A 22,978-nucleotide genomic window follows, 5' to 3' on the forward strand; every position below is an offset into this window, starting at 1 on the left:
CGGCCGGCCCGGGGGCGTCAGCGTGGGTCGGCCGGCGCGGGGCGCCGTCAGCGGTGTGCGGCCGTCCGAGGGCTGCGGTTCGGCCGGGCCGCGGCGGCGGCACCCCGGTCCAGCCGAGTCCCGCTGTCGTCAGCGTCGGTCCTGTCCCGCCGCCGCCCGCGTAGGTCCGTCGGGTTCCTCCGCCGTCAACGTGCCCCCGCTTCCGTCACCGCCCGCGTGGTCCCACCAACTTCCCGCCCGCGCGCTCCCGTTGACCACCGCCACCGCCCGCTGCTCAGCTCCCGTCGGCTGCTGCCGCCGCCACCGCCACCATCGGCCCCGCCGACTGCCACCCCGTCAGCGCGGTTCGGCGTGGCCGGTGGCCGGTGCGGGCTGTGTGGGGCAGGGGAGTGCGTCGGTCATGGTGGGCCACATGCGGGCGATTCCCAGCAGGGTCTCGGAGCTGCCATGTGTCACCCCGGGCAGGGGATGCGGGTCGGACGGCGGGACGCCGACGAGCACGGCACGGCGGGCCTGGCCCACGGCGCCGGCCAGCGCCGCGCAGGCGAGGCGGTCCTCCGGCACCCCGGCCCGCCGGGCGTGCCGGAGCGCCTGCTCGTAGGCGTCCGGCCGCACGTACTGCTGGAGCGTCAGCAGCGCGTCGTACGTCTCGATGGTCTGCCGGTGCGCCTGGAGCACCGGCGGGTAGCGCGGCCGGAGCACCTCCTGGAGCCGGCTGCGCCGGGGCCTGGCGAGCGCCACGTGGGGGACCGCCGACACCAGGTCCCGCCACAGCGGCCACAGCCGCCAGGAGGTCCGCAGCGCGGCGGCCGACCGGGCCAGCGCGGTGGCGGTGGGCACCAGCAGCGACGCCGCCCGCAGGAAGCCGTGCGCCCCCATCACCATGGACAGCCAGGGCAGCAGGGCCGGCGCGAGGCCGTAGAGGTGGCCGAGGTAACCGCACCAGAAGACCAGGGCGAGGACGCTGCCCACCGCGAACAGCCGCAGCGACCACACCAGGTCGCGTTCCGTGGTGCGCCGGCTGTAGCGCCAGCACACCACCAGGGCGACGGCGTCGCCGAGCAGGTGGGCGACGCTGAGGATCAGCCAGTAGGCGGCCGTCGCGGACGCGGGCCGCTGCGCGGCCGCCGTCCCGATCGGCTGACCGGCCCCCTGCAGATCCATCACGAGCAGCGCCGTCAGGGCCGCCGTCAGTCCCGCCACCACCGAGCGGCGCAGCCGCGGGGAGCGCCGGCAGTCCACCACGAAGAGCAGGACCAGTCCCGCGCTGAGGACCCCGACCAGATTGCGCACCAGCGACACCGCGTGGACGTCGATGCCGGCGGACGTGAGCGCGGTGACGACCCCCCGCTGGAAGAGCGTGATCGCGGTGGTCGTCGCCAGCACGGTGATCCACAGTCCCCGCAGCCGCGGCTCGCGCAGCGCCGGGCGGGCCCGCCAGGCGAGGGCGCACCACAGGGCGACGACGCTGGCGAGTCCGACCCGGGCCGCCAGCTCACTCACCGGCATCGGCGGTCACCCCCAGGAACGCGCCGAGGCGTCCCAGGGGGCCCGCCACCCGGCCGGTCTTCCCGGCGCTCTGGATGAGGCTGGCGATCATCTCGGCTTCTTGTTCCTCGGTGGTCGTGTAGCTGGTTCTGGCCATCAGCCGCCTGACGAGACGGGGCGTGGGAACCTCCGGGAACCGGCCGGCCGGCTGCGCACCGTCGTCCGTGAAGCTCCGGTGGTGATCGCACAGCACATGGCCGATCTCGTGCAGGATGATGTGCTCCTGGTGCAGGGGAGCCGTCCTGGTCTCGTAGAACACGTAGTCGGCGTCCTCGGTGCCCAGCCACAGCCCGCACGCCCCGGTGGCCGCCGCCTGCTCGGGCAGCTCCCGGAGCACGAGCGGACGGCCTCTCATCTCCTCGACCCGCGCGCGGAGCTCCTCCAGGGTGAGCGACCGGTCCACCCCGAGGTCCCGCAGGATCGCGGCACACCTGCGCTGCAGCGCCGCGTACTCGCTCGTTCTCCTCACCTGACGTCACCCCCGTTCGCTGTTTCTCACCGGCCGGAACGGCTGCGGCGGCTCCCCGTCCCGGACGCGTCGGGGGCGACGGCGGACTCGCTTGGGCGTCTCACTCGCTCGGAGACCTCCTCGTCGGTGAAGTGGTCCGGTGTCCCCCGGGAAGGCTTTGCCGGTACGGATACGGACCGTGTCCCGGGGGCAAGCTGCCGACCCACCTAAGCAGGTCGTCCGCCCTTTTGCACACGCCCGCCCGGGCTTTCGGACGCCCTTTGGCGGAAAACGTCTCCTGCTCTCGCGGCCTTTACGGACGTGCCTGCGGTAAACCTCTGTGACTGCCGTCACAGGGGACGGGAGCGGGTGTGTCATCGTCCCTGTCCGCCGTGCCGGGCGGCCGTGCCACCTGGGAACTCCCGGGACACCGGCCGCCCTGGACCGCCTACCCTGGAACGCATGACCAGCAGCAGCGACCGGAGCCCGGCAGTGGACGTTCCCGCCCCCAAGAGTTACGAGATCCGCACCTACGGGTGCCAGATGAACGTCCACGACTCCGAGCGATTGGCCGGGCTGCTCGAAGAGGCCGGATACGTGCGGGCCCCCGAGGACGCGGACGGGGACGCCGACGTCGTCGTCTTCAACACCTGCGCGGTCCGGGAGAACGCCGACAACCGGCTCTACGGCAACCTCGGCCGGCTCGCGCCGAGGAAGGCCTCGCGCCCCGGCATGCAGATCGCGGTCGGCGGCTGCCTCGCGCAGAAGGACCGCGACACCATCGTGAAGAAGGCGCCCTGGGTGGACGTCGTCTTCGGCACGCACAACATCGGCAAGCTGCCCGTCCTGCTGGAGCGCGCCCGCGTCCAGGAGGAGGCGCAGGTGGAGATCGCCGAGTCCCTGGAGGCGTTCCCCTCCACGCTGCCGACCCGCCGCGAGAGCGCCTACGCGGCCTGGGTGTCGATCTCCGTCGGCTGCAACAACACCTGCACCTTCTGCATCGTCCCGGCGCTGCGCGGCAAGGAGAAGGACCGCCGCCCCGGCGACATCCTCGCCGAGATCGAGACCCTGGTCGGCGAGGGCGTCTCGGAGATCACGCTGCTCGGCCAGAACGTCAACGCCTACGGCTCCGACATCGGCGACCGCGAGGCGTTCAGCAAGCTGCTGCGCGCCTGCGGGAAGATCGAGGGCCTGGAGCGGGTCCGCTTCACCTCCCCGCACCCGCGCGACTTCACGGACGACGTGATCGCGGCCATGGCCGAGACCCCGAACGTCATGCCCCAGCTGCACATGCCGCTCCAGTCCGGCTCGGACACGGTCCTGAAGGCGATGCGCCGCTCCTACCGCCAGGAGCGGTACCTGGGGATCATCGAGAAGGTGCGGGCCGCCATCCCGCACGCCGCGATCACCACCGACATCATCGTGGGCTTCCCGGGCGAGACCGAGGAGGACTTCGAGCAGACGCTGCACGTCGTCCGCGAGGCCCGGTTCGCCCAGGCGTTCACCTTCCAGTACTCCAAGCGCCCCGGCACCCCCGCCGCGACCATGGAGAACCAGATCCCCAAGGAAGTCGTCCAGGCACGTTACGAGCGGCTGGTCGCCCTCCAGGAGGAGATCTCCTGGGAGGAGAACAAGAAGCAGGTCGGCCGCACGCTGGAGCTGATGGTCGCCGAGGGCGAGGGCCGCAAGGACGGCGCCACCCACCGCCTCTCCGGCCGCGCCCCCGACAACCGCCTGGTCCACTTCACCAAGCCCGACCAGGAGGTCCGCCCCGGCGACGTCGTCACCGTCGAGGTCACCTACGCCGCCCCGCACCACCTCCTCGCCGAGGGCCCCGTACTCGCCGTGCGCCGTACGCGCGCGGGCGACGCCTGGGAGAAGCGCAACGCGGCGGAGACCGCCAAGCCCGCGGGCGTGATGCTGGGCCTGCCGAAGATCGGCGTGCCCGAGCCGCTCCCGGCGACGGCGGGCAGCGGCTGCGGCTGCGACTGACACCTGCCGACGCAAGGTCCGTACCGGGGGCCCGGGCGCCCGGAGCAGCCGTGCGGGTCTGTCGCGCGCCCGGAGTCGTACGGATCCCTGGGCGTCCGGAGTCGTACGGGTCTCAGCGCCCGGAGTCGTACGGGTACCCGGGCGGCCGACGCCCTACGGGTCTCCGGGCATCCGCGCCGTACATCCTCGGTGACCGAGGGTGGCGCCCGGCCGGTCCGCGCGGGGAGTTAACCTGCCGACCATGCTTGTCGCCGCCGCAGTCTGCCCCTGCCCTCCGCTGCTCGTGCCCGAGGTCGCCGCGGGCGCCGCACCAGAACTGGACGCCGCCCGCACGGCCTGCTCTGACGCGCTCGGCGTGCTCGCCGCCGCCCGCCCCGACCTGCTGGTGGTCGTCGGCACCGCCGAGCCGGGCGGACGCGGCCCCTTCCCGCAGGGCACCCCGGGTACGTTCCGCGGGTTCGGCGTCGACGTGGACGTACGTCTGGGCGCCGCCACCGGCACTGCCCCGGAGCGCGAGCTGCCGGCCTCACTGGCCGTCGGCGCCTGGCTGCTGGAGCGGACCGGCTGGGCGGACGCCCCCGTCGAGGGGCTCGGCGTCGCCGACACGCTGGAGCCCGAGCGGTGCGCCGGGACCGGCCGGGAGCTGGCCGGCCGGGCCGACCGGGTGGCGCTGCTGGTGATGGGCGACGCCAGCGCCTGCCGCAGCCTGAAAGCGCCCGGCTACCTGGACGTGCGCGCGGCCCCCTTCGACGCGGAGGCGGCACGGGCGCTCGGAACCGCCGACCTGGCGGCCCTGCGGGCGCTGGACCCCGCGCTCGCCCGTGAACTGAAGGCGGCCGGCCGCGCCCCCTGGCAGATCCTCGCCGGCGCGGCGCACGACACCCGCCTCACCGGCACGCTGCTGTACGAGGACGCGCCGTACGGGGTGGGGTATCTGGTCGCTACCTGGTCCTGAGCTTCTCCTGGACTTCCTCGACTTCCTCACGAAGTCGGTGGCGGTCCCTCCGGGCGGGTCGGGGTCGTCGGGTCGGGAGGCGGCGGTGTCGCCGTGGGGCCGCTCTTGTGCGCGAGGCGGTCCATGGCCTCCTTGGCCTTGCCCGTGCCCGCCTGGATCTTGTCGCTGTACTTGCCCTTGGTCCGCTCGTCGACGGCCCTGGCGGCCTTGTCGATCCCGTGCTGGACCTTGTCCCCGTGCTGCCGGGCCAGGTCCGACACCTTGTCCTTGGCCGGGCCCAGCTTGGCCTTCATGTTGTCCATCAGACCCATGGTCCACCTTCCCTCGCGGGGGTTGCCCGCGGACGTCCTCGCCGACCGCGCCGTCCGCCTGCCGGGAAACCGTGCCCGGAAACCGGGCGAATATGCCCGTATCCACTCCATACGGTACTCGTACGGGCGATTCGTCGCGTCGCCCCGTACCTACCCACCGCGCCCGGTGCCGACTCCCTCGAGGTGTCTCCCGGGCGTTTGCGAGACTGGTGCGGTGAGCAGTGCATCCGTCGCCCCCCGCGTCATCGCCGTCGTAGGACCCACCGCGGCCGGAAAGTCCGATCTCGGTGTCTTCCTGGCCCAGCAACTCGGCGGCGAGGTCGTCAACGCCGACTCCATGCAGCTGTACCGGGGGATGGACATCGGTACCGCCAAGCTGACGCCCGAGGAGCGCGGCGGCATCCCGCACCACCTGCTGGACATCTGGGACGTGACGGTCGCCGCCTCCGTCGCCGAGTACCAGAAACTGGCCCGCGCGCGGATCGACGCCCTGCTCGCCGAGGGTCGCTGGCCCATCCTGGTCGGCGGCTCCGGCCTCTACGTCCGGGGAGCCGTCGACAACCTGGAGTTCCCCGGCACCGACCCGGAGGTCCGGGCCCGGCTGGAGGAGGAGCTGGCACTGCGCGGCCCGGGCGCCCTGCACGCCCGGCTGGCCGCCGCCGACCCCGAGGCCGGCCGCGCGATCCTGCCGGGCAACGGCCGCCGGATCGTCCGCGCGCTGGAGGTCATCGAGATCACCGGCCAGCCCTTCACGGCCAATCTGCCGGGCCACGACTCGGTGTACGACACCGTCCAGATCGGCGTCGACGTCGCCCGCCCGGAACTGGACGACCGCATCGCGCGGCGCGTCGACCGGATGTGGGAGGCGGGCCTCGTGGACGAGGTGCGTGCACTGGAGGCGCAGGGCCTGCGCGAGGGGCGCACGGCCTCGCGCGCGCTCGGCTACCAGCAGGTCCTCGCGGCGCTGGCCGGGGAGTGCACCGAAGCGGAAGCGCGGGCCGAGACCGTGCGTGCCACCAAGCGCTTCGCGCGCCGCCAGGATTCGTGGTTCAGGCGGGATCCCCGGGTGCACTGGCTGAGTGGGGCCGCCGCGGATCGCGGGGAACTTCCGCAGCAGGCCCTGGCGTTGGTCGAACGACCGGTTACAGCCTGATCACGTCATGGCATCGGGATGCGCCGCCGGTCATCGCGGTCTGCGGCGCCGTGCCATCATCGAGCTTCGATCGACCAAGTGGAGCCTAGTTGGGAGGGCGCGTGGCGATGGAGGCCGGCCCTCGCGACACCGCACGAAGCACCGAGCCCGTCACCACGGAGAGTGACGACCCCGGCCCGGGCGCGGACCACCCGCACGAGTACCGCCCGCGGCCGAACGGCTCCTCCGTGGACGGGTCCCACGCCGACCGTTCGCACAGCGGCCCGCCCGGCCACGCCCCGGCGGACGACCATCCGGCCGGAAACCCCCTGGCGGCAGCCCCCCTTCCCGGTGACCCCCTCGCCGCCGACCGTCTTGCCGCCGATCCCCTGGCGGTGGACCCCCTGGCCGCGGACCCGCTGACCGACGACCGTCTCGCCGACGACGGCCCCGACGACACCCAGGGCGGCGTCACCGCCGACGGACCGGCGCCCGAGGAGATGTACCCGGGAGGCCCGGAGGTCGAGGTCGAACTGCGCCCGCAGCGCCGGCTGCGGATCTGGCAGCTGGCACCCATCGTGGGCCTCGGCGCCGTCGGCTCCCTGATGTTCGCCTTCCCGCTCGCCTTCGACTTCGGCGACAGCGGCGCGGTCATCGCCATGCTCGGCCTGCTGATCTGCTCCTGCGCCGCGGGCTGGGGCATGATGGCCGCCCGCCGGGTCGGCTACACCTGGCCGGGCCTGCCCCCGCGCGGCTCGGGCCGCCGCCCCGACTGGCGCGTCGTCCTCGGCTACGTCCTCCTGGTGGCCTTGGTGGTCGTCCTCGCCGTCTGGCGGGTCGCGAGGCTCCGCTGAGCCGCCCGGCCTGACCCGGCCCGCTGTCGGTGCCCTCCCGTACGATCGAGGAATGAGCACACGGATCGCCTTCCTCAAGGGTCACGGCACGGAGAACGACTTCGTGATCGTCCCGGACCCGGAGAACGCCCTCGACCTGTCCCCGGCCGCCGTGGCCGCGCTGTGCGACCGCCGGGCGGGCATCGGAGGCGACGGCGTGCTGCGCGTCGTACGGTCCGCGGCGCACCCGGAGGCCCGGGCGATGGCCGGCGAGGCCGAGTGGTTCATGGACTACCGCAACGGCGACGGCTCGATCGCCGAGATGTGCGGCAACGGCAGCCGTGTGTTCGCGCGCTACCTCAAGCACGCCGGACATGTGACCGAAGGCGACCTGGCGATCGCCACGCGCGCGGGCGTGAAGACCGTCCACATCGCGAAGAACGGTGACATCACGATCGGCATGGGCCGCGCCCGCCTCCCCGAAGGGGACGTCACGGTGACCGTCGGCGAGCGCAGCTGGCCCGCGCGCAACGTCAACATGGGCAACCCGCACGCGGTGGCCTTCGTGGCCGACCTGGCGCACGCCGGCGATCTGTACACCGCGCCGCCGGTCAGCCCGGCGAGCGCCTACCCGGACGGCGTGAACGTCGAGTTCGTCGTCGACCGGGGCCCCCGGCACGTCGCCATGCGCGTGCACGAGCGCGGCTCCGGCGAGACCCGCTCGTGCGGCACGGGCGCGTGCGCCGTCGCCGTGGCCACCGCCCGCCGGGACGGCGCCGACCCGGCCGTCACCGGCACCCCGGCCACGTACACCGTCGACGTGCCCGGCGGACGCCTGGTCATCACCGAGCGGCCGGACGGCGAGATCGAGATGACCGGACCCGCCGTGATCGTCGCCGAGGGCGAGGTCGACGCCGAATGGCTGGCCCAGACGTTCGGCTGACCGAAAACCTAAACCTCGATTTCGTCGCTCGAATGGGTGATCCGTTTCACGCTCGGCCGGAGGCGGTCGGTCGGGCGTGGCGGGCTCGGTAGCATCAAGCACCGGCACGGACGGGGGAATGCCGCCAACCCTGAGCCGCGTGTGCCCCGGGACTCCGTCCGCCGGTCCACGAGCCGGAGGTGCCCATGAGTGCGGAGGCCACGAACCCTGCGACCGCTGGTCCGGCGGCGCCCCCGGTGCCGCCGGCGCTCACCGCGTCCGCGGCACCCGCGGCGCCCCGCAGAAAGTCCCGGCCCCGGATCGACCTGCGCCGGCTCGGCCGAGCCGCGCTGCTCGGCTCCGCCACCCGCGACAAACTGCCCGACGCGATCGGCCATGTCGTGGAGGCGCACCGCGCCCACCACCCCGACGCCGACCTCGAACCCCTGCGCCGCGCCTACGTCCTGGCCGAGTCCTCGCACCGCGGCCAGACGCGCAAGAGCGGCGAGCCGTACATCACGCACCCGCTCGCCGTGACCCTGATCCTCGCCGAACTCGGCGCGGAGACCAAGACCCTGACGGCCTCTCTGCTGCACGACACCGTCGAGGACACCGACGTGACGCTCGAACAGGTGCGGGAGCAGTTCGGCGAGGAGGTGCGCTACCTGGTCGACGGCGTCACGAAACTGGAGAAGGTCGACTACGGAGCCGCCGCCGAACCGGAGACCTTCCGCAAGATGCTCGTCGCCACCGGCAACGACGTGCGCGTGATGTCGATCAAACTCGCCGACCGCCTGCACAACATGCGCACCCTCGGCGTGATGCGCCCCGAGAAACAGGCCCGGATCGCCAAGGTCACCCGTGACGTCCTCATCCCGCTCGCCGAGCGCCTCGGCGTGCAGGCCCTCAAGACCGAGCTGGAGGACCTGGTCTTCGCCGTCCTCCACCCCGAGGAGTACGCCCGCACCCGCGAGCTGATCGTCGAGAACGCCGCCCGCCCCGGCGACCCGCTCGCCGAGGTCGCCGAGGAGGTGCGCGGGGTGCTGCGCGAGGCCGACATCCCGGCCGAGGTCCTCATCCGCCCCCGGCACTTCGTCTCCGTCCACCGGGTGGCCCGCAAACGCGGCCGGCTGCGCGGCACCGACTTCGGCCGCCTGCTGGTGCTGGTGAACGAGGACGCGGACTGTTACGCCGTCCTCGGCGAACTGCACACCTGCATGACGCCGGTGGTCTCGGAGTTCAAGGACTTCATCGCCGTACCGAAGTTCAACCTCTACCAGTCCCTGCACACCGCGGTCGCCCGGCCCGACGGGCAGATGGTCGAGGTCCTCATCCGCACCCACCAGATGCACAAGGTCGCCGAGGCCGGTGTCGTGGCCCTCGGCAACCCGTACGCGCCCGCCCCCGAGTCCGGCGCCTCCGACGGCCCCGCCAACGACGCCTCCCCGGCCGAGGGCGAGCGCGTCGACCCCACCCGTCCCGGCTGGCTGTCCCGCCTCCTCGAGTGGCAGCGGGCCGCCCCCGACCCCGACACCTTCTGGTCCACCCTGCGCGAGGACCTCGCGCAGGACCGCGAGATCACCGTCTTCCGTCCCGACGGCGGCACGCTCGGCCTGCCCGAGGGCGCCACCTGCGTGGACGCCGCCTACGCGCAGTACGGCGAGGACGCGCACGCCTGTATCGGCGCCCGTGTCAACGGCCGGCTCGCCACCCTCAGCACGGTCCTGCGCGACGGCGACACCGTCCAGCTCCTGATGGGCCAGGACCCCGCCTCCGAGCCGTCCCGCGAATGGCTGGACCACGCCCACACACCGGCCGCCCGCATCGCCATCCAGCGCTGGCTGGCCACTCACCCCGGCGGCGGCACCGACCCGGACGACGACGCCCGCGTGACCGACCCGGACGACCGCGGCGCCGCCGCGGCGCGTGCAACGTCGGCCCGCGACGGCGAGGCCACGGCCGCCGCCCCCGCGGACGCCCCGCGCCCCCGGCGCGCCGACGTCCTCGCGGACCGGCCCGGCGCCGCCGTACGGCTCGCCGGGTGCTGTACGCCCGTACCGCCGGACGAGATCACCGGGTTCGCGGTGCGCGGGGGAGTGGTGACCGTGCACCGCGTGGAGTGCGCGGCGGTGGCGCGCATGAAGGGCCTGGGGCGCGCGGAGATCGGCGTGCGCTGGGGGGACACCGCCGAGTGCCGGGTCACCCTGGTCGCTGAATCGTTCGGCCGCCCCCATCTGCTCGCCGACCTCACCGAGGCCATCGCCCTCGCGGGCGCCGAGATCGTCTCCGCCACCGTCGAGCCGCCGAGCCAGCAGCGGGTGCGCCACACCTACACCCTCCAGCTCCCCGACGCCTCCCGCCTCCCGGCCCTCATGCGGGCCATGCGGGATGTTCCGGGGGTGTACGACGTGGGCCGGGCCCAGCACCAGGCCCCGGCCTCCTGACACCACCGCTCCGGCCTCCGGCCGCCCCGCCGTTTCCCCGCCGGAGACGGTCAGACCCGCATCCATTGCCTCCCGGCTCCGCCCACGGCCATCCGGCCCGCCTCCCGTACCTGGCCCTGCTGGTGCCGGTCAGGCCCGATCTCCTGCTTCCCGGCTCCGCCGACGGCAGGCTGGCCCGCCTCCTGTTCCCTGGCCCTGCTGGCGCCGGTCAGGCCCGCATCTCCTGGTACCCGGCTCTGACGACGGGAGCCCGGCCTGGCTCCGGTCTCCGGTCCCGGACGGCGGCTCCCGGCCCACTGCCGTCCCGGTCAGGGCGGCGGTTCCCGGTCCACGTGGTGTCCCGGCCTGTCGGCGGCGCCCGGCCCACGGGGTGTCCGGCCCCGGCGGCGGAGCCCGGCTCACCTGTCGCGCAGCCTCCAGACGACGGGGTCCGGCCCATCCGTCGCGCCACCCCCTGACCACGGCCCTGCCCATCCGTCGCACTGCCTTCTGCCTACGGCCCCCGGCTCATCCATCGCGCCGCTCCTGCCCATGGCCCTCCGCCCACCCGCCGCACCGCCCCTGACCCCGGCCACCCCCGCCGCACCGCCTCCTGACGACGGCGTCCGGTCTACCCGTTCGAGTGGGCCGGACGCGCGTCGCCGTCGCGCGGGGGGCCCGCCCTGGTAGCGGTGGTCCATGCCGCTCACCCCCCGCCTCCGCCTCCGCTCCCGGCCTCAGCCCGACCCCTCCCCGCACCAGCTCCCGCCTCAGCCGGAAAACTCCCAGCGCCCCCTCGGGAGTCAGCCGCAGATCTCCCCGTACCGCCTTCCTCCCCCGGGCGAGCCCGGCACCGCCCTCCGCCGCGCCCGGCCCGGAAGGCGCCGGTACCGCAAGGCGGCCCTGCTCGCCTCCGCCGTCTCGCTCTGTCTCGTCGCCGCCGCGGCCCCGGCCGAGCCCCTCGGGGTCGGCGACCGGCTCTACCCGTACCTGGGCAACCCCGGCTACGACGTCGCCTCGTACGCCCTGGACTTCACCTACACCGCCCAGGACAAGCCGCTGGAGGCCGTGACCACCATCGACGCCAGGGCCACCGCCGACCTGGAGCGCGTCAACCTCGACTTCACCCACGGCACCGTGCACTCGGTGGAGGTCGACGGACTCCCGGCCGGGTTCACCAGCGCCGGCGAGGACCTGGTCGTCACCCCGCGCCACCCGCCGGCCGAGGGCCGCTGGTTCCGGATCACCGTGCGGCACACCAGCGACCCCGTCTACGGCGAGGACCAGCAGGGCGGCTGGGTGCGCACCGCCGACGGGCTCGCGATGGCCAACCAGGCCGACGCCGCCCATCTGGTGTTCCCGTGCAACGACCACCCGTCCGACAAGGCGATGTTCTCCTTCCGGATCACCGCGCCCAACGCCTACACGGTCGTCGCCAACGGCCTGCCCACCGGAGCCGCCCGGCACGGTGCCACCACCACCTGGACCTACCGCAACCGGCACCCCATGGCCACCGAACTCGCCCAGGTCTCCATCGGCCGCTCCGCCGTGGTCCGCCGCGAGGGACCGCACGGGCTGCCCCTGCGCGACGTCGTCCCCGCCGCCGCCCGCGAGGCCCTCGAACCGTGGCTGGCGAAGACGCCGGAGCAGATCGCCTGGATGGAGGGCAAGGTCGGCCGGTACCCCTTCGAAACCTATGGCGTGCTCATGGCGCAGGCGTCCACGGGCTTCGAGCTGGAGACCCAGACCCTCTCCCTCTTCGAGAAGAGCCTGTTCACCGAGCCCGGCTACCCCGAGTGGTACCTGGAATCGATCATGGTGCACGAGCTGTCCCACCAGTGGTTCGGCGACAGCGTCACCCCGCGCGCCTGGTCCGACGTCTGGCTGAACGAGGGACACGCCACCTGGTACGAGGCGCTGTACAGCGAGGAGACCGCGAAGCGGCCGCTGGAGACGCGGATGAGGGACGCGTACGGCGCCTCCGACCGCTGGCGCGCGGCCGGCGGCCCGCCCGCCCGGCCCAAGCCGCCCGCGCCCGGCCAGAAGATCGACCTGTTCCGGCCCAACGTCTACGACGGCGCCGCCCTCATCCTCTACGCCCTGCGGCAGGAGATCGGCCGGCCGGCCTTCGAACGGCTGGAACGGCTCTGGGTCCAGCGGCACCGCGACGCCACCGCCGGCACCGCCGACTTCGTCCGGCTGGCCTCGGCCGTCGCCGGCCGCGACCTCGAAGGCTTCCTGCGGCCCTGGCTGTACGGCGAGAAGACCCCGCCGATGCCCGGCCACCCGGACTGGAAGCCGACCGCGGCACCCAAGGCGGCCGAGCCTCACCTGAGGCGATAACCCGGTGACGAGACGTGTCGTCCCGTGCGACCATCTACGGGTCGGCGCGCGTACGGTACACGGGAATCTCCCGGGGTACCCGTACGTTGAACAAGGCGAACGGCGGGGTAAGACCGCCGTACCGACGCCGTAACGGCAATCCCATCGACGTAAGGATCCAATGACCTCCTCTTCTTCCCCTTCCCAGGACACCAAGCGCCTCGCGCACGCCTATCCCGAGGGTCTTCGGGCCGATGCCCTGATGGAAGAGGACGTCGCCTGGAGCCACGAGATCGACGGAGAGCGGGACGGCGACCAGTTCGACCGCTCCGAGCGCGCGGCCCTGCGCCGCGTGGTGGGCCTGTCCACCGAGCTGGAGGACGTCACCGAGGTCGAGTACCGCCAGCTCCGTCTGGAGCGGGTCGTGCTTGTCGGCGTGTGGACCACCGGCACGGCGCAGGACGCCGAGAACTCCCTCGCGGAGCTGGCCGCCCTCGCGGAGACCGCGGGCGCGCTCGTGCTCGACGGCGTCATCCAGCGCCGCGACAAGCCCGACGCGGCCACCTACATCGGCTCCGGCAAGGCCGCCGAGCTGCGTGACATCGTCCTCGAAACGGGCGCCGACACCGTCATCTGCGACGGTGAGCTGAGCCCGGGCCAGCTGATCCAGCTGGAGGACGTGGTCAAGGTCAAGGTCATCGACCGTACGGCCCTGATCCTGGACATCTTCGCCCAGCACGCCAAGTCCCGCGAGGGCAAGGCGCAGGTCGCGCTCGCGCAGATGCAGTACATGCTGCCGCGACTGCGCGGCTGGGGTCAGTCGCTGTCCCGGCAGATGGGTGGCGGTCGCGGCGGCCTCGCCACGCGTGGCCCCGGTGAGACCAAGATCGAGACGGACCGGCGCCGGATCCGCGAGAAGATGGCGAAGATGCGCCGGGAGATCGCGGAGATGAAGACCGGCCGCGAGGTCAAGCGCCAGGAACGCCGGCGCAACAAGGTGCCGTCCGTGGCCATCGCGGGCTACACCAACGCCGGCAAGTCCTCCCTGCTCAACCGCCTCACGGGCGCCGGCGTCCTGGTCGAGAACGCCCTGTTCGCGACCCTGGACCCGACCGTCCGCCGGGCCGAGACCCCGGGCGGCCGGCTGTACACGCTGGCCGACACCGTCGGCTTCGTCCGGCACCTGCCGCACCACCTGGTCGAGGCGTTCCGTTCCACCATGGAGGAGGTCGGCGACTCCGACCTGATCCTGCACGTGGTGGACGGCTCGCACCCGACCCCGGAGGAGCAGCTCGCCGCCGTGCGCGAGGTGATCCGGGACGTCGGCGCCACCGACGTGCCCGAGATCGTCGTGATCAACAAGGCGGACGCGGCCGACCCGCTGGTGCTCCAGCGGCTGCTGCGGGTCGAGAAGCGCTCGATCGCCGTCTCGGCGCGCACCGGCCAGGGCATCGCGGAGCTGCTCGCCCTGATCGACGACGAGCTGCCCCGCCCCGCGGTCGAGGTCGTGGCGCTGGTGCCCTACACCCACGGCAAGCTGGTCGCCCGTGCGCACGCCGAGGGCGAGGTCCTCTCCGAGGAGCACACCGCGGAGGGCACCCTGCTCAAGGTCCGGGTGCACGAGGAACTGGCGGCGGACCTGGCGCCGTACACGCCGGTCTCCGCCTGACCCACAGCGGTACGAGGGCCCGTCACCCCACCCGGGGTGACGGGCCCTCGTACCGCTCGTCGCGGTGTCACGCTCACCGTCCGGCGAACTGCTCGCTCACCGACTCGTACACGCTCTTGGCCACCTCGCCCAGCCGGGGACCGGCCAGCCAGCCCGCGTTCACCGGGCCGATGGACGTGTTGGACACCAGCTTGGGCTTGCCGTCGGCGCCGGTCTCCACCCAGCCGCCGCCGGACGAACCGCCGGTCATCGTGCAGCCGATCCGGTACATCGTCGGGTCGGCCTGTTCGAGGGAGAGCCGGCCCGGCGTGTCCTGGCACTGGTACAGCAGCCCGCCGTCGTACGGCGCCGCCGCCGGGTAACCGGACGCCGTCACGCTGCCCACGTTCGCCACGGCCGGCGCGTCGAAGTCCACCGGCAGCGCCCCGCCGACCGTCTCCTCCAGCGACTTGCCGCCACCGCCCTGCTCCGGCGTCACATGGATGACGGCGAAGTCGTACGCGGCACCGGCACCGCCCGACTTGCCGCCCTCGCTGATCCACTGCTGCGAGGTCTTCGCCGCGTCGGCCCACCACACGCCGTACGGGGCGACCTGGGACCGGCTCGCGTTCTGCAGCGCGTCCGCCGACAGGGCCTGGTCGTTGTACGACGGCACGAAGGCGAGGTTGCGGTACCAGCCGCCCTTCTTGCCGGCGTGCACACAGTGGCCGGCCGTCCAGACCAGGTTCGACTTGCCCGGGTGCGCCGGGTCCTGCACGACCGTCGCCGAGCACACCATGGTGCCCTCGGGCGAGTCGAAGAGCAGCTTGCCCGACGTGGCCGCGTTGGTGTGGTACGGCGCGTCGACCGCCCGCGCCCTCACCGGCTGCGGCGTCGGGTCCGTCACCCCCTGGTCACCGGAGATGTCGTTGTCGTCGACGCCCTGGTCCGGCTCCTCGGCCTCCCGCATCCGGTCCGGGTCCCACAGACCGCTGATGACCGGGTTGATGAAGTCGTTGGCCTCGCGCAGCCAGTCGTCCTTGTTCCAGTCCTTCCAGGCGCCGTTCTTCCACTTGTCGATGTCGATCCCGTGTTCCTTCAGCCTGCGCTTGAGGTCGTCGGGGATACGGATCTTCCCGTCCCTGGAGCCCGCCGCGCTCGCGGTGGCGCCCGGGTTGCCGTCGTCGGTACCGCCGCTGTCACAGGCGGTGGCGGTCAGCGCCAGCGCCGAGACGAGGGCGACCGCCGTCAGCGAGGCCGAGGTGCGGCGACCGCCCCTTCCTCGCCGAGCGGTGAACGACGGCCGTATGGATCGCATGGTCTTGACTCCCCCTGCTGTGAAAGGAACTCGGCGCTTCGGCCCCGGCGCCGGCGGCGAACCCATGGACGGTTCACGCCGGTTCCGCGACCTTCTGGGAACGGCATCACACACTATGCGGTCGCCGTGGGGGAGTTCTGCCGGGACGGCAACGGTTCCGTCACAGGCTGCCTGAACAGGGCCGCACCGCGCCTGGTGCTCCACCGCGCACCCGGTGCCGCCCGCCGTCCGCCCGCTCGCGGGAAGGGCTATGGGAAGCCTGACCTCACCTTCCGGTCAAGGATCTCCGGTTCACCCCGTAACCGGCCGAACGGTCGGCGGTTGTAGCCGGTGGAACCGGCCGTCACGGTCCGGTCCCCGAGCACCGACTCGCCCTTGACCAGCCAGGAGGACAGCGCGCCGTGGCCGTAACGGAGTCGATGGCCGGAGCCACATCCGGAGAAACACGGGGCCTGCACGAGGGGATCCTCAGACGCCAGTCGGCGCGCGAGTCCTCGGCGCGCACCTACGCCCGCGCCCTGCCCATCGTTCCCGTCCGGGCCCGGGGGCTCACCATCGAGGGCGCCGACGGCCGCCGTTACCTGGACTGCCTCTCCGGCGCCGGCACCCTCGCCCTCGGCCACAACCACCCGGTCGTGCTCGAGGCGATCCGCGGGGTCCTGGACTCGGGCGCCCCGCTCTCCGTCCTCGACCTCGCGACCCCGGTCAAGGACGCCTTCGTCACCGAGCTGTTCCGCACCCTCCCGTCCGGCCTCGCCGACCGCGCCCGCGTCCAGTTCTGCGGGCCGGCCGGCACCGACGCCGTCGAGGCCGCCCTCAAACTGGTCCGGGCCGCGACCGGCCGGTCCGGCGTCCTCGCCTTCGCCGGCGCCTACCACGGCATGACCGCCGGCGCCCTGGCCGTCTCGGGCGGCGCCCCCGACGTGCAGGCGGCCCGCCTGCCCTACCCGCAGGACTACCGCTGCCCGTTCGGCATCGGCGGCCCGGCCGGCGCCGAACTCGCCGCCCGCTGGGCCGAGTCCCTCCTCGACGACCCCAAGTCCGGCGTGCCGCTGCCCGCCGGGATGATCCTCGAACCCGTCCAGGGCGAGGGCGGAGTGATCCCCGCGCCGGACGACTGGCTGCGCCGTATGCGCCGGCTCACGGCGGACCGTTCCATCCCGCTGATCGCCGACGAGATCCAGACCGGGGTCGGCCGCACGGGCGCCTTCTGGGCCGTCGACCACAGTGGCGTCACCCCCGACGTCATGGTCCTGTCCAAGGCCATCGGCGGCAGCCTTCCGCTGGCCGTGGTCGTCTACCGCGACGACCTCGACACCTGGCAGCCCGGCGCCCACGCCGGCACCTTCCGCGGCAATCAGCTCGCCATGGCCGCGGGCACCGCCACCCTCGCCTACGTCCGAGAGAACGCCCTCGCCGAACGCGCCGCCGTCCTCGGCTCCCGCATGCTGACCCGGCTCGCGGACTTCGGCCGCGAGCACGCGTGTGTCGGGGACGTACGGGGCCGTGGCCTGATGATCGGCATCGAACTGGTGACCCCGGAGCCGGAGCAGCGTGAGCCGGGGGCGCCGGAGTGCGGGGGACCGGACGGCCTTGGTGGTGCCGGTGACCCGGCCGGGTGCGGTGGTGGTCGGGGCGCCGATCCGGGGACCCGTGGAGTACCCGACGCCCGTACCGCTCCCACGGCCCCCGGTATGCCCATGGCTCCCGCCGCCCGCACGCCGTACCCGCCCGCGCCCGGGCTCGCGGCGGCGGTCCAGCGCGAGTGCCTCCGGCGCGGACTGATCGTCGAACTGGGCGGCCGGCACGCGTCCGTGGTCCGGCTGCTTCCGCCGCTGACGATCAGCGACGAACAGGCGGAGGCCGTACTCGACCGTCTGACCGACGCGATCACGGCGGCCGCCCGCGACCACGAGACCCACGGCCCCGACCGGCAACGACACCCCGGCGCCGACCGGCGCGCCGGCTGAAGACCGCGCGCGCCGCACCCGGCCACCGACTCCGGCCCCGCCCTCCCCCCGGGCACCCGGGCCGGCACCGCCGTCGGCCACACCCCACAGCCGTCCCGCACACCGTCCCGCCCGCCCGGCAAGGAGCCGGGCGCCGACCGCACCAGCCCGCCGCACCCCGCACGCCAGCCCCAGAGGAGCCGTCATGAACGCCACTCCCCACCCCGACGGCCGCTCCGGCGCCCCCGACGACCAGGGAGACACCGGCACCCCGCCCGCCGCCGTACCGCTCACCGACTCCGTCCCCCAGCAGAAGCGGCGGGCGGCGGACACCAGCCGACTGCCGCTGCCCGGCCCCGACCCGCTGGACGACCCCGACCCGCACACCGCGGCCGAGGCCGCCGCCGTGGAGAACCTCCTGCGGTGCTGGGTCCGCGAGACCGGCCTCACCGCCCCCGCCACCCCGAGCCTCACCCTCCCGCTGCCCGCCAGCGGTACCGCCCTGATCGCACCGGTGCGGTACTGGTCCCCGACCGGCTGGCACCGCTTCGACCCGCCCCGCCTCGCCTCCGCACCCGGCACCGCGCCACCCGTCGACGCCGTGACCCTCGCGGCACTGCTGGCCAGGGAAAACCCCACCCCACCCGGCCCCCGCGCGGGAGGTGAGGGCACAGCCGACGGCGCCGGCCCCGGTTCCTGCGGCGCCCCCGCCTCCCCCACCCCCGTCGCGGCCGGCGGCGATCTCGTGGCCCGGGTCGCCGACTCCGTCCGCCGCACCGCCGAGTTCATCCGGTACCGGCGCGCACACCCAGCGGACACCCCCGATCTCTTCCTCAGCGCCGAACAGGCCCTCCTCCTCGGACACCCGCTGCATCCGGCCCCCAAGAGCCGGGAGGGCCTGACCGAGGCCGAGTCCGGCCGGTACTCACCGGAGTCGCACGGCTCCTTCCCGCTGCACTGGCTCGCGGTCGCCCCCTCGCTCCTCGCGACCGACTCGGCCTGGACCGAGCGCGGCCGGCCCGTGCCCGCCGGCCGGCTCGTCCGCGACCTCGCCGGAACCGGCCTGCCGCTGCCCGACGGCTACACACCACTGCCCCTGCACCCCTGGCAGGCACGCGAGGTACGGCACCGCCCGGCCGTCGCCGCACTGCTCGACTCCGGGCTGCTCCGCGACCTCGGACCCCTCGGCGCTCCCTGGCACCCCACCTCCTCCGTACGCACCGTGCACCGCTCCGGCGCCCCCGCGATGCTCAAGCTGTCGCTGGCCCTGCGCATCACCAACTCCCGCCGCGAGAACCTGCGCAAGGAACTCCACCGGGGAGTCGAGGTGCACCGGCTGCTGCGCACCGGCCTCGCCGGCCGGTGGCACTCGGCCCACCCGGGCTTCGACATCGTCCGCGACCCGGCCTGGCTCGCCGTGGACGACCCGGACGGTCAGCCCGTGCCGGGACTCGACGTGGTGATCCGGCACAACCCCTTCACCCCGGCCGACGACGTCGGCTGCGTCGCCGGACTCGTGTCACCCCGCCCCCTCGCCGTACCGTCTCCCAACACCCCGGAGCGGCCCGGCCCTTGGCCGGTGCGGTCACGCCTGGCCCATCTCCTCGCGCGGCTCACGGCCCGTACCGGCCGGACCGTCGGCGCCGTGGCGGCGGAGTGGTTCCTGCGCTACCTGGAGCACGTCGTCCGCCCCGTCCTCTGGCTGGACGGCGAGGCCGGCATCGCCCTCGAGGCCCACCAGCAGAACACGCTGGTCCTGCTGGACGGCGACGGCTGGCCCATCGGCGGCCGCTACCGTGACAACCAGGGCTACTACTTCCGCGAGTCCCGGCGGACCGAACTGGCCGCACGGCTGCCCGGCATCGGCGACCGCAGCGACACCTTCGTCGCGGACGACGTCGCCGACGAACGCCTCGCCTACTACCTCGCCGTCAACAACGTGTTCGGCCTGATCGGCGCCTTCGGCTCCCAGCGCCTCGCCGACGAACGCCTGCTCCTCGCGGCCTTCCGCCGCTTCCTCACCACGCTGGCCTCGGGGCCCGCCCCGCTGCGCGGCTCTCTGCCCGGCCGTCTGCTCGACTCACCCGTGCTGCGCTGCAAGGCCAACCTGCTGACCCGGCTGCACGGCCTCGACGAACTCACCGGCCCGGTCGACACCCAGTCCGTCTACGTCACCATCGCCAACCCCCTTCATCCCTGAGCGACGTACGCACCCCACCCACCCCCTCCCATGACCCGCCTCGTCTCCCGAGAGGAGAGCACCGTGCCCCCGACCGACCTGACCGCCGGAACCGGTCCCGCCCCAGCCCACCCGGACAGCGCCGGTCCACGGCCCGGTACGACAGGTCCCCGGCACTCCCCGTTCGGCCCGTTCACCGTGGAGGACGACGACCCGGGCAGCGAGGACACCCTGGACCTGCGGCTGCCCGCCGAGTTCCTCGCCCTCCGCGCCGGGGCGACGACCGGCCTCCTCGGCCGGATCGCCACGTGGGGCGCGGTCCCCACCCCCGTCGGCGCCTTCCGGCTGGTGCCCGTACGCCTCGAGCAGGACCTGCCGCTCGTCCACCGCTGGATGAACGACCCGGCCGTCGCCGAATTCTGGGAACTCGCCGGACCCCCGCACCGGACGGAGAACCACCTACGGGCCCACCTGCACGGCGACGGGCGCTGCGTACCGTGCCTCGGCGTACTCGACGGCACCCCGATGAGCTACTGGGAGATCTACCGGGCGGACCTCGATCCACTGGCCCGCAGCTATCCGGCCCGTCCGCACGACACCGGCATCCATCTCCTCATCGGCGACGCGGCGGACCGGGGACGAGGAGTGGGCTCCGCCCTGCTGGGAGCCGTGGCCGGCCTGATCCTCGACCGGCGCCCCGCCTGTGCACGGGTGGTGGCGGAACCCGATCTCCGCAACACCCCCTCCGTCGCCGCGTTCCTGAGCGCGGGTTTCCGGTTCGCCGCCGAGATCGACCTGCCCGGCAAGCGGGCCGCCCTCATGATCCGGGACCGGGTCCTGCGCGACGCGCTGTAGCGCGCCGTGATCGCGCGCTCACCACCCCAGCCGACCCGACCCCACCCACCTGGAGCCCCGGCCGTGATCCCGCCCCCCGTCCCCGTCACCGCCCCCCGTTTGTCAGTGCGGGGCCGTAGGGTGGTCAGGCTATGACGAAGCCCTCCCTCTCCGAACTCCTGCATGCCGCCGTCGCCGCCGTCGGCGGCACGGAGCGCCCCGGCCAGGTGACCATGGCCGAAGCGGTCGCCGAGGCGATCGACGACGGATCCCACCTGCTGGTCCAGGCCGGCACCGGTACCGGCAAGTCGCTGGGCTATCTCGTGCCCGCGCTCGCGCACGGAGAGAGAGTGGTGGTCGCGACGGCCACGCTCGCCCTGCAACGCCAGCTCGTGGAGCGGGACCTGCCACGCACGGTCGACGCCCTGCACCCGCTGCTGCGCCGCCGTCCGGAGTTCGCCATGCTCAAGGGCCGGTCGAACTACCTGTGCCTGCACCGCCTGCACGAGGGCATGCCGCAGGACGAGGAAGAGGGCCTGTTCGACCAGTTCGAGGCCGCCGCGCCCACCAGCAAACTGGGTCAGGACCTGCTGCGGCTGCGGGACTGGGCGGACGAGACCGAGAACGGCGACCGGGACGACCTCACCCCCGGTGTCTCGGACCGCGCCTGGGCCCAGGTGTCGGTGTCCTCCCGGGAGTGCCTGGGCGCGTCGAAGTGCGCGTACGGCGCGGAGTGCTTCGCGGAGATGGCCCGTGAACGGGCGAAGCTCGCCGAGGTCGTGGTCACCAACCACGCCCTGCTGGCCATCGACGCCATCGAGGGCGCCCCGGTGCTGCCGCAGCACGAGGTACTGATCGTGGACGAGGCGCACGAACTGGTCTCCCGCGTCACCGGTGTCGCCACCGGCGAACTCACCCCCGGCCAGGTCAACCGCGCCGTGCGCCGCGCCGCCAAGCTCGTCAACGAGAAGGCCGCCGACCAGCTCCAGACCGCCGCCGAGGGCTTCGAGCGGCTCATGGAACTCGCTCTTCCCGGCCGCCTGGAGGAGATCCCGGAGGACCTCGGCTACGCCCTGATGCAGCTGCGGGACGCCGCCCGCACGGTGATCTCCGCCCTCGGCGCGACCCGCGACAAGTCCGTCCAGGACGAGGACGCGGTCCGCAAGCAGGCGCTGGCCTCCGTGGAGACGGTCCACGACGTGGCGGAACGGGTTCTGAACGGTTCGGAGTGGGACGTCGTCTGGTACGAGCGGCACGACCGGTTCGGCGCCTCCCTGCGGGTCGCCCCCATGTCGGTCTCCGGCCTGCTCAGGGAGAAGCTCTTCGCCGACCGGTCCGTCGTCCTCACCTCGGCGACGCTCAAGCTGGGCGGCGACTTCAACGGCGTCGGCGCCTCCCTGGGACTCGGCCCGGAGGGCACACAGGGCGAGGACCTGCCGCAGTGGAAGGGCATCGACGTCGGCTCGCCGTTCGACTACCGCAAGCAGGGCATCCTGTACGTCGCCACACACCTGGCGCGCCCCGCGCGTGACGGTGACCGCGCCGACATGCTGGACGAGCTGACCGAGCTGATCCAGGCGGCCGGCGGGCGCACCCTCGGCCTGTTCTCCTCCATGCGGGCCGCCCAGCTCGCGGCGGAGGAGCTGCGCTCCCGGATCCCTGAGTTCCCGATCCTGCTCCAGGGCGAGGAGACGCTCGGCGAGCTGATCAAGAACTTCGCCGCCGACCCGAAGACCTGTCTCTTCGGCACGCTGTCGCTCTGGCAGGGCGTCGACGTCCCGGGCCCCAGCTGTCAGCTGGTCGTCATGGACAAGATCCCGTTCCCGCGCCCCGACGATCCGCTGATGAGCGCGCGCCAGAAGGCGGTCGAGGACGCGGGCGGCAACGGCTTCATGGCGGTCGCCGCCACCCACGCGGCGCTGCTCATGGCACAGGGCGCCGGCCGCCTCGTCCGCGCCTCCGGGGACCGGGGTGTGGTCGCCGTACTGGACCAGCGGCTGGCGACCGCCCGCTACGGCGGTTTCCTCAAGGCGTCACTGCCGGACTTCTGGTACACCACGGACCGTAACCAGGTGCGCAAGTCGCTCGCGGCGATCGACGCGGTGGCGAAGGAGACGGAGGGGAAGTGACCGGGGCGGCCGGTTCCCGGCCACCTCATGGCAGG

16 protein-coding genes are annotated in these 22,978 nt (G+C 73.6%); 12 read left to right on the top strand and 4 right to left on the bottom strand.

From position 1 onward, the window contains the following. Positions 1-336: 336 nt before the first annotated feature. Positions 337-1,509 carry an MAB_1171c family putative transporter gene (locus tag HB370_RS29230; RefSeq protein ID WP_244405669.1) on the bottom strand — a complete coding sequence of 391 codons (1,173 nt, stop codon included), beginning with the start codon at positions 1,507-1,509 and terminating at the stop codon, positions 337-339. Next, a complete protein-coding gene (locus HB370_RS29235; RefSeq protein ID WP_030785483.1) occupies positions 1,496-2,017 on the bottom strand; it encodes a regulator component in 522 nt (173 codons plus the stop codon). The genes HB370_RS29230 and HB370_RS29235 overlap by 14 nt, the downstream gene beginning before the upstream one ends. 441 nt (positions 2,018-2,458) lie before the next feature. Between HB370_RS29235 and miaB the strand changes: the two genes are divergently transcribed. Beyond that, entirely contained in the window at positions 2,459-3,988 is a 1,530-nt protein-coding gene (gene miaB, locus HB370_RS29240) for a tRNA (N6-isopentenyl adenosine(37)-C2)-methylthiotransferase MiaB (protein WP_030785480.1), read from the top strand. A 241-nt stretch (positions 3,989-4,229) separates the two neighbouring features. Next, positions 4,230-4,943, top strand: a complete 714-nt coding sequence (locus tag HB370_RS29245) for a class III extradiol dioxygenase subunit B-like domain-containing protein (protein ID WP_030785471.1) — start codon at positions 4,230-4,232, stop codon at positions 4,941-4,943. Between the two features lie 26 nt (positions 4,944-4,969). Here the strand turns inward: HB370_RS29245 and HB370_RS29250 are convergent, their stop codons facing one another. Further along, positions 4,970-5,254, bottom strand: coding sequence for an antitoxin (locus tag HB370_RS29250; RefSeq protein WP_030785468.1), 285 nt, complete (start codon positions 5,252-5,254; stop codon positions 4,970-4,972). Positions 5,255-5,468: 214 nt separating this feature from the next. On the opposite strand from HB370_RS29250, the gene miaA reads away from it, so the two are divergent. The 6 genes from miaA to hflX all read left to right on the top strand — a co-directional run bounded on the left by miaA (position 5,469) and on the right by hflX (position 14,555). Continuing rightward, positions 5,469-6,407, top strand: a complete 939-nt coding sequence (gene miaA / locus HB370_RS29255; protein ID WP_030785466.1) for a tRNA (adenosine(37)-N6)-dimethylallyltransferase MiaA — start codon at positions 5,469-5,471, stop codon at positions 6,405-6,407. A 368-nt stretch (positions 6,408-6,775) separates the two neighbouring features. Beyond that, positions 6,776-7,240 carry a hypothetical protein gene (locus HB370_RS42050; RefSeq protein ID WP_030785463.1) on the top strand — a complete coding sequence of 155 codons (465 nt, stop codon included), beginning with the start codon at positions 6,776-6,778 and terminating at the stop codon, positions 7,238-7,240. A gap of 52 nt (positions 7,241-7,292) precedes the next feature. Further along, positions 7,293-8,162: a diaminopimelate epimerase gene (gene dapF / locus HB370_RS29265; RefSeq protein WP_030785459.1), complete on the top strand. Its 870-nt coding sequence runs from the start codon at positions 7,293-7,295 to the stop codon at positions 8,160-8,162. Between the two features lie 185 nt (positions 8,163-8,347). Next, positions 8,348-10,585, top strand: a complete 2,238-nt coding sequence (locus HB370_RS29275; protein WP_030785456.1) for an HD domain-containing protein — start codon at positions 8,348-8,350, stop codon at positions 10,583-10,585. A 678-nt stretch (positions 10,586-11,263) separates the two neighbouring features. After that, positions 11,264-12,907, top strand: coding sequence for a M1 family metallopeptidase (locus tag HB370_RS29280; protein ID WP_078637582.1), 1,644 nt, complete (start codon positions 11,264-11,266; stop codon positions 12,905-12,907). A gap of 160 nt (positions 12,908-13,067) precedes the next feature. Then, a complete protein-coding gene (hflX, locus tag HB370_RS29285; RefSeq protein WP_030785451.1) occupies positions 13,068-14,555 on the top strand; it encodes a GTPase HflX in 1,488 nt (495 codons plus the stop codon). A gap of 73 nt (positions 14,556-14,628) precedes the next feature. On the opposite strand, the gene HB370_RS29290 is transcribed toward hflX, so the two are convergent. Next, positions 14,629-15,852 carry a hypothetical protein gene (locus HB370_RS29290; protein ID WP_030785448.1) on the bottom strand — a complete coding sequence of 408 codons (1,224 nt, stop codon included), beginning with the start codon at positions 15,850-15,852 and terminating at the stop codon, positions 14,629-14,631. 419 nt (positions 15,853-16,271) lie between these two features. Between HB370_RS29290 and HB370_RS29300 the strand changes: the two genes are divergently transcribed. The 4 genes from HB370_RS29300 (at position 16,272) to HB370_RS29315 (ending at position 22,943) form a co-directional block, all read left to right on the top strand. After that, positions 16,272-17,822, top strand: a complete 1,551-nt coding sequence (locus HB370_RS29300) for a diaminobutyrate--2-oxoglutarate transaminase family protein (RefSeq protein ID WP_078637581.1) — start codon at positions 16,272-16,274, stop codon at positions 17,820-17,822. 184 nt (positions 17,823-18,006) lie between these two features. Further along, on the top strand, positions 18,007-20,001 hold the full coding sequence (locus tag HB370_RS29305) for an IucA/IucC family protein (RefSeq protein WP_030785444.1): 1,995 nt from the start codon (positions 18,007-18,009) through the stop codon (positions 19,999-20,001). A gap of 63 nt (positions 20,002-20,064) precedes the next feature. After that, positions 20,065-20,835, top strand: a complete 771-nt coding sequence (locus tag HB370_RS29310; RefSeq protein ID WP_030785441.1) for a GNAT family N-acetyltransferase — start codon at positions 20,065-20,067, stop codon at positions 20,833-20,835. A 131-nt stretch (positions 20,836-20,966) separates the two neighbouring features. Further along, positions 20,967-22,943 (top strand): ATP-dependent DNA helicase, encoded by a 1,977-nt coding sequence (locus HB370_RS29315; protein ID WP_030785438.1) that lies wholly within the window; start codon positions 20,967-20,969, stop codon positions 22,941-22,943. Positions 22,944-22,978 lie beyond the last annotated feature (35 nt).

Source organism: Streptomyces sp. DSM 40868 (assembly GCF_011820545.1).
GTDB lineage: Bacteria > Actinomycetota > Actinomycetes > Streptomycetales > Streptomycetaceae > Streptomyces > Streptomyces eurythermus.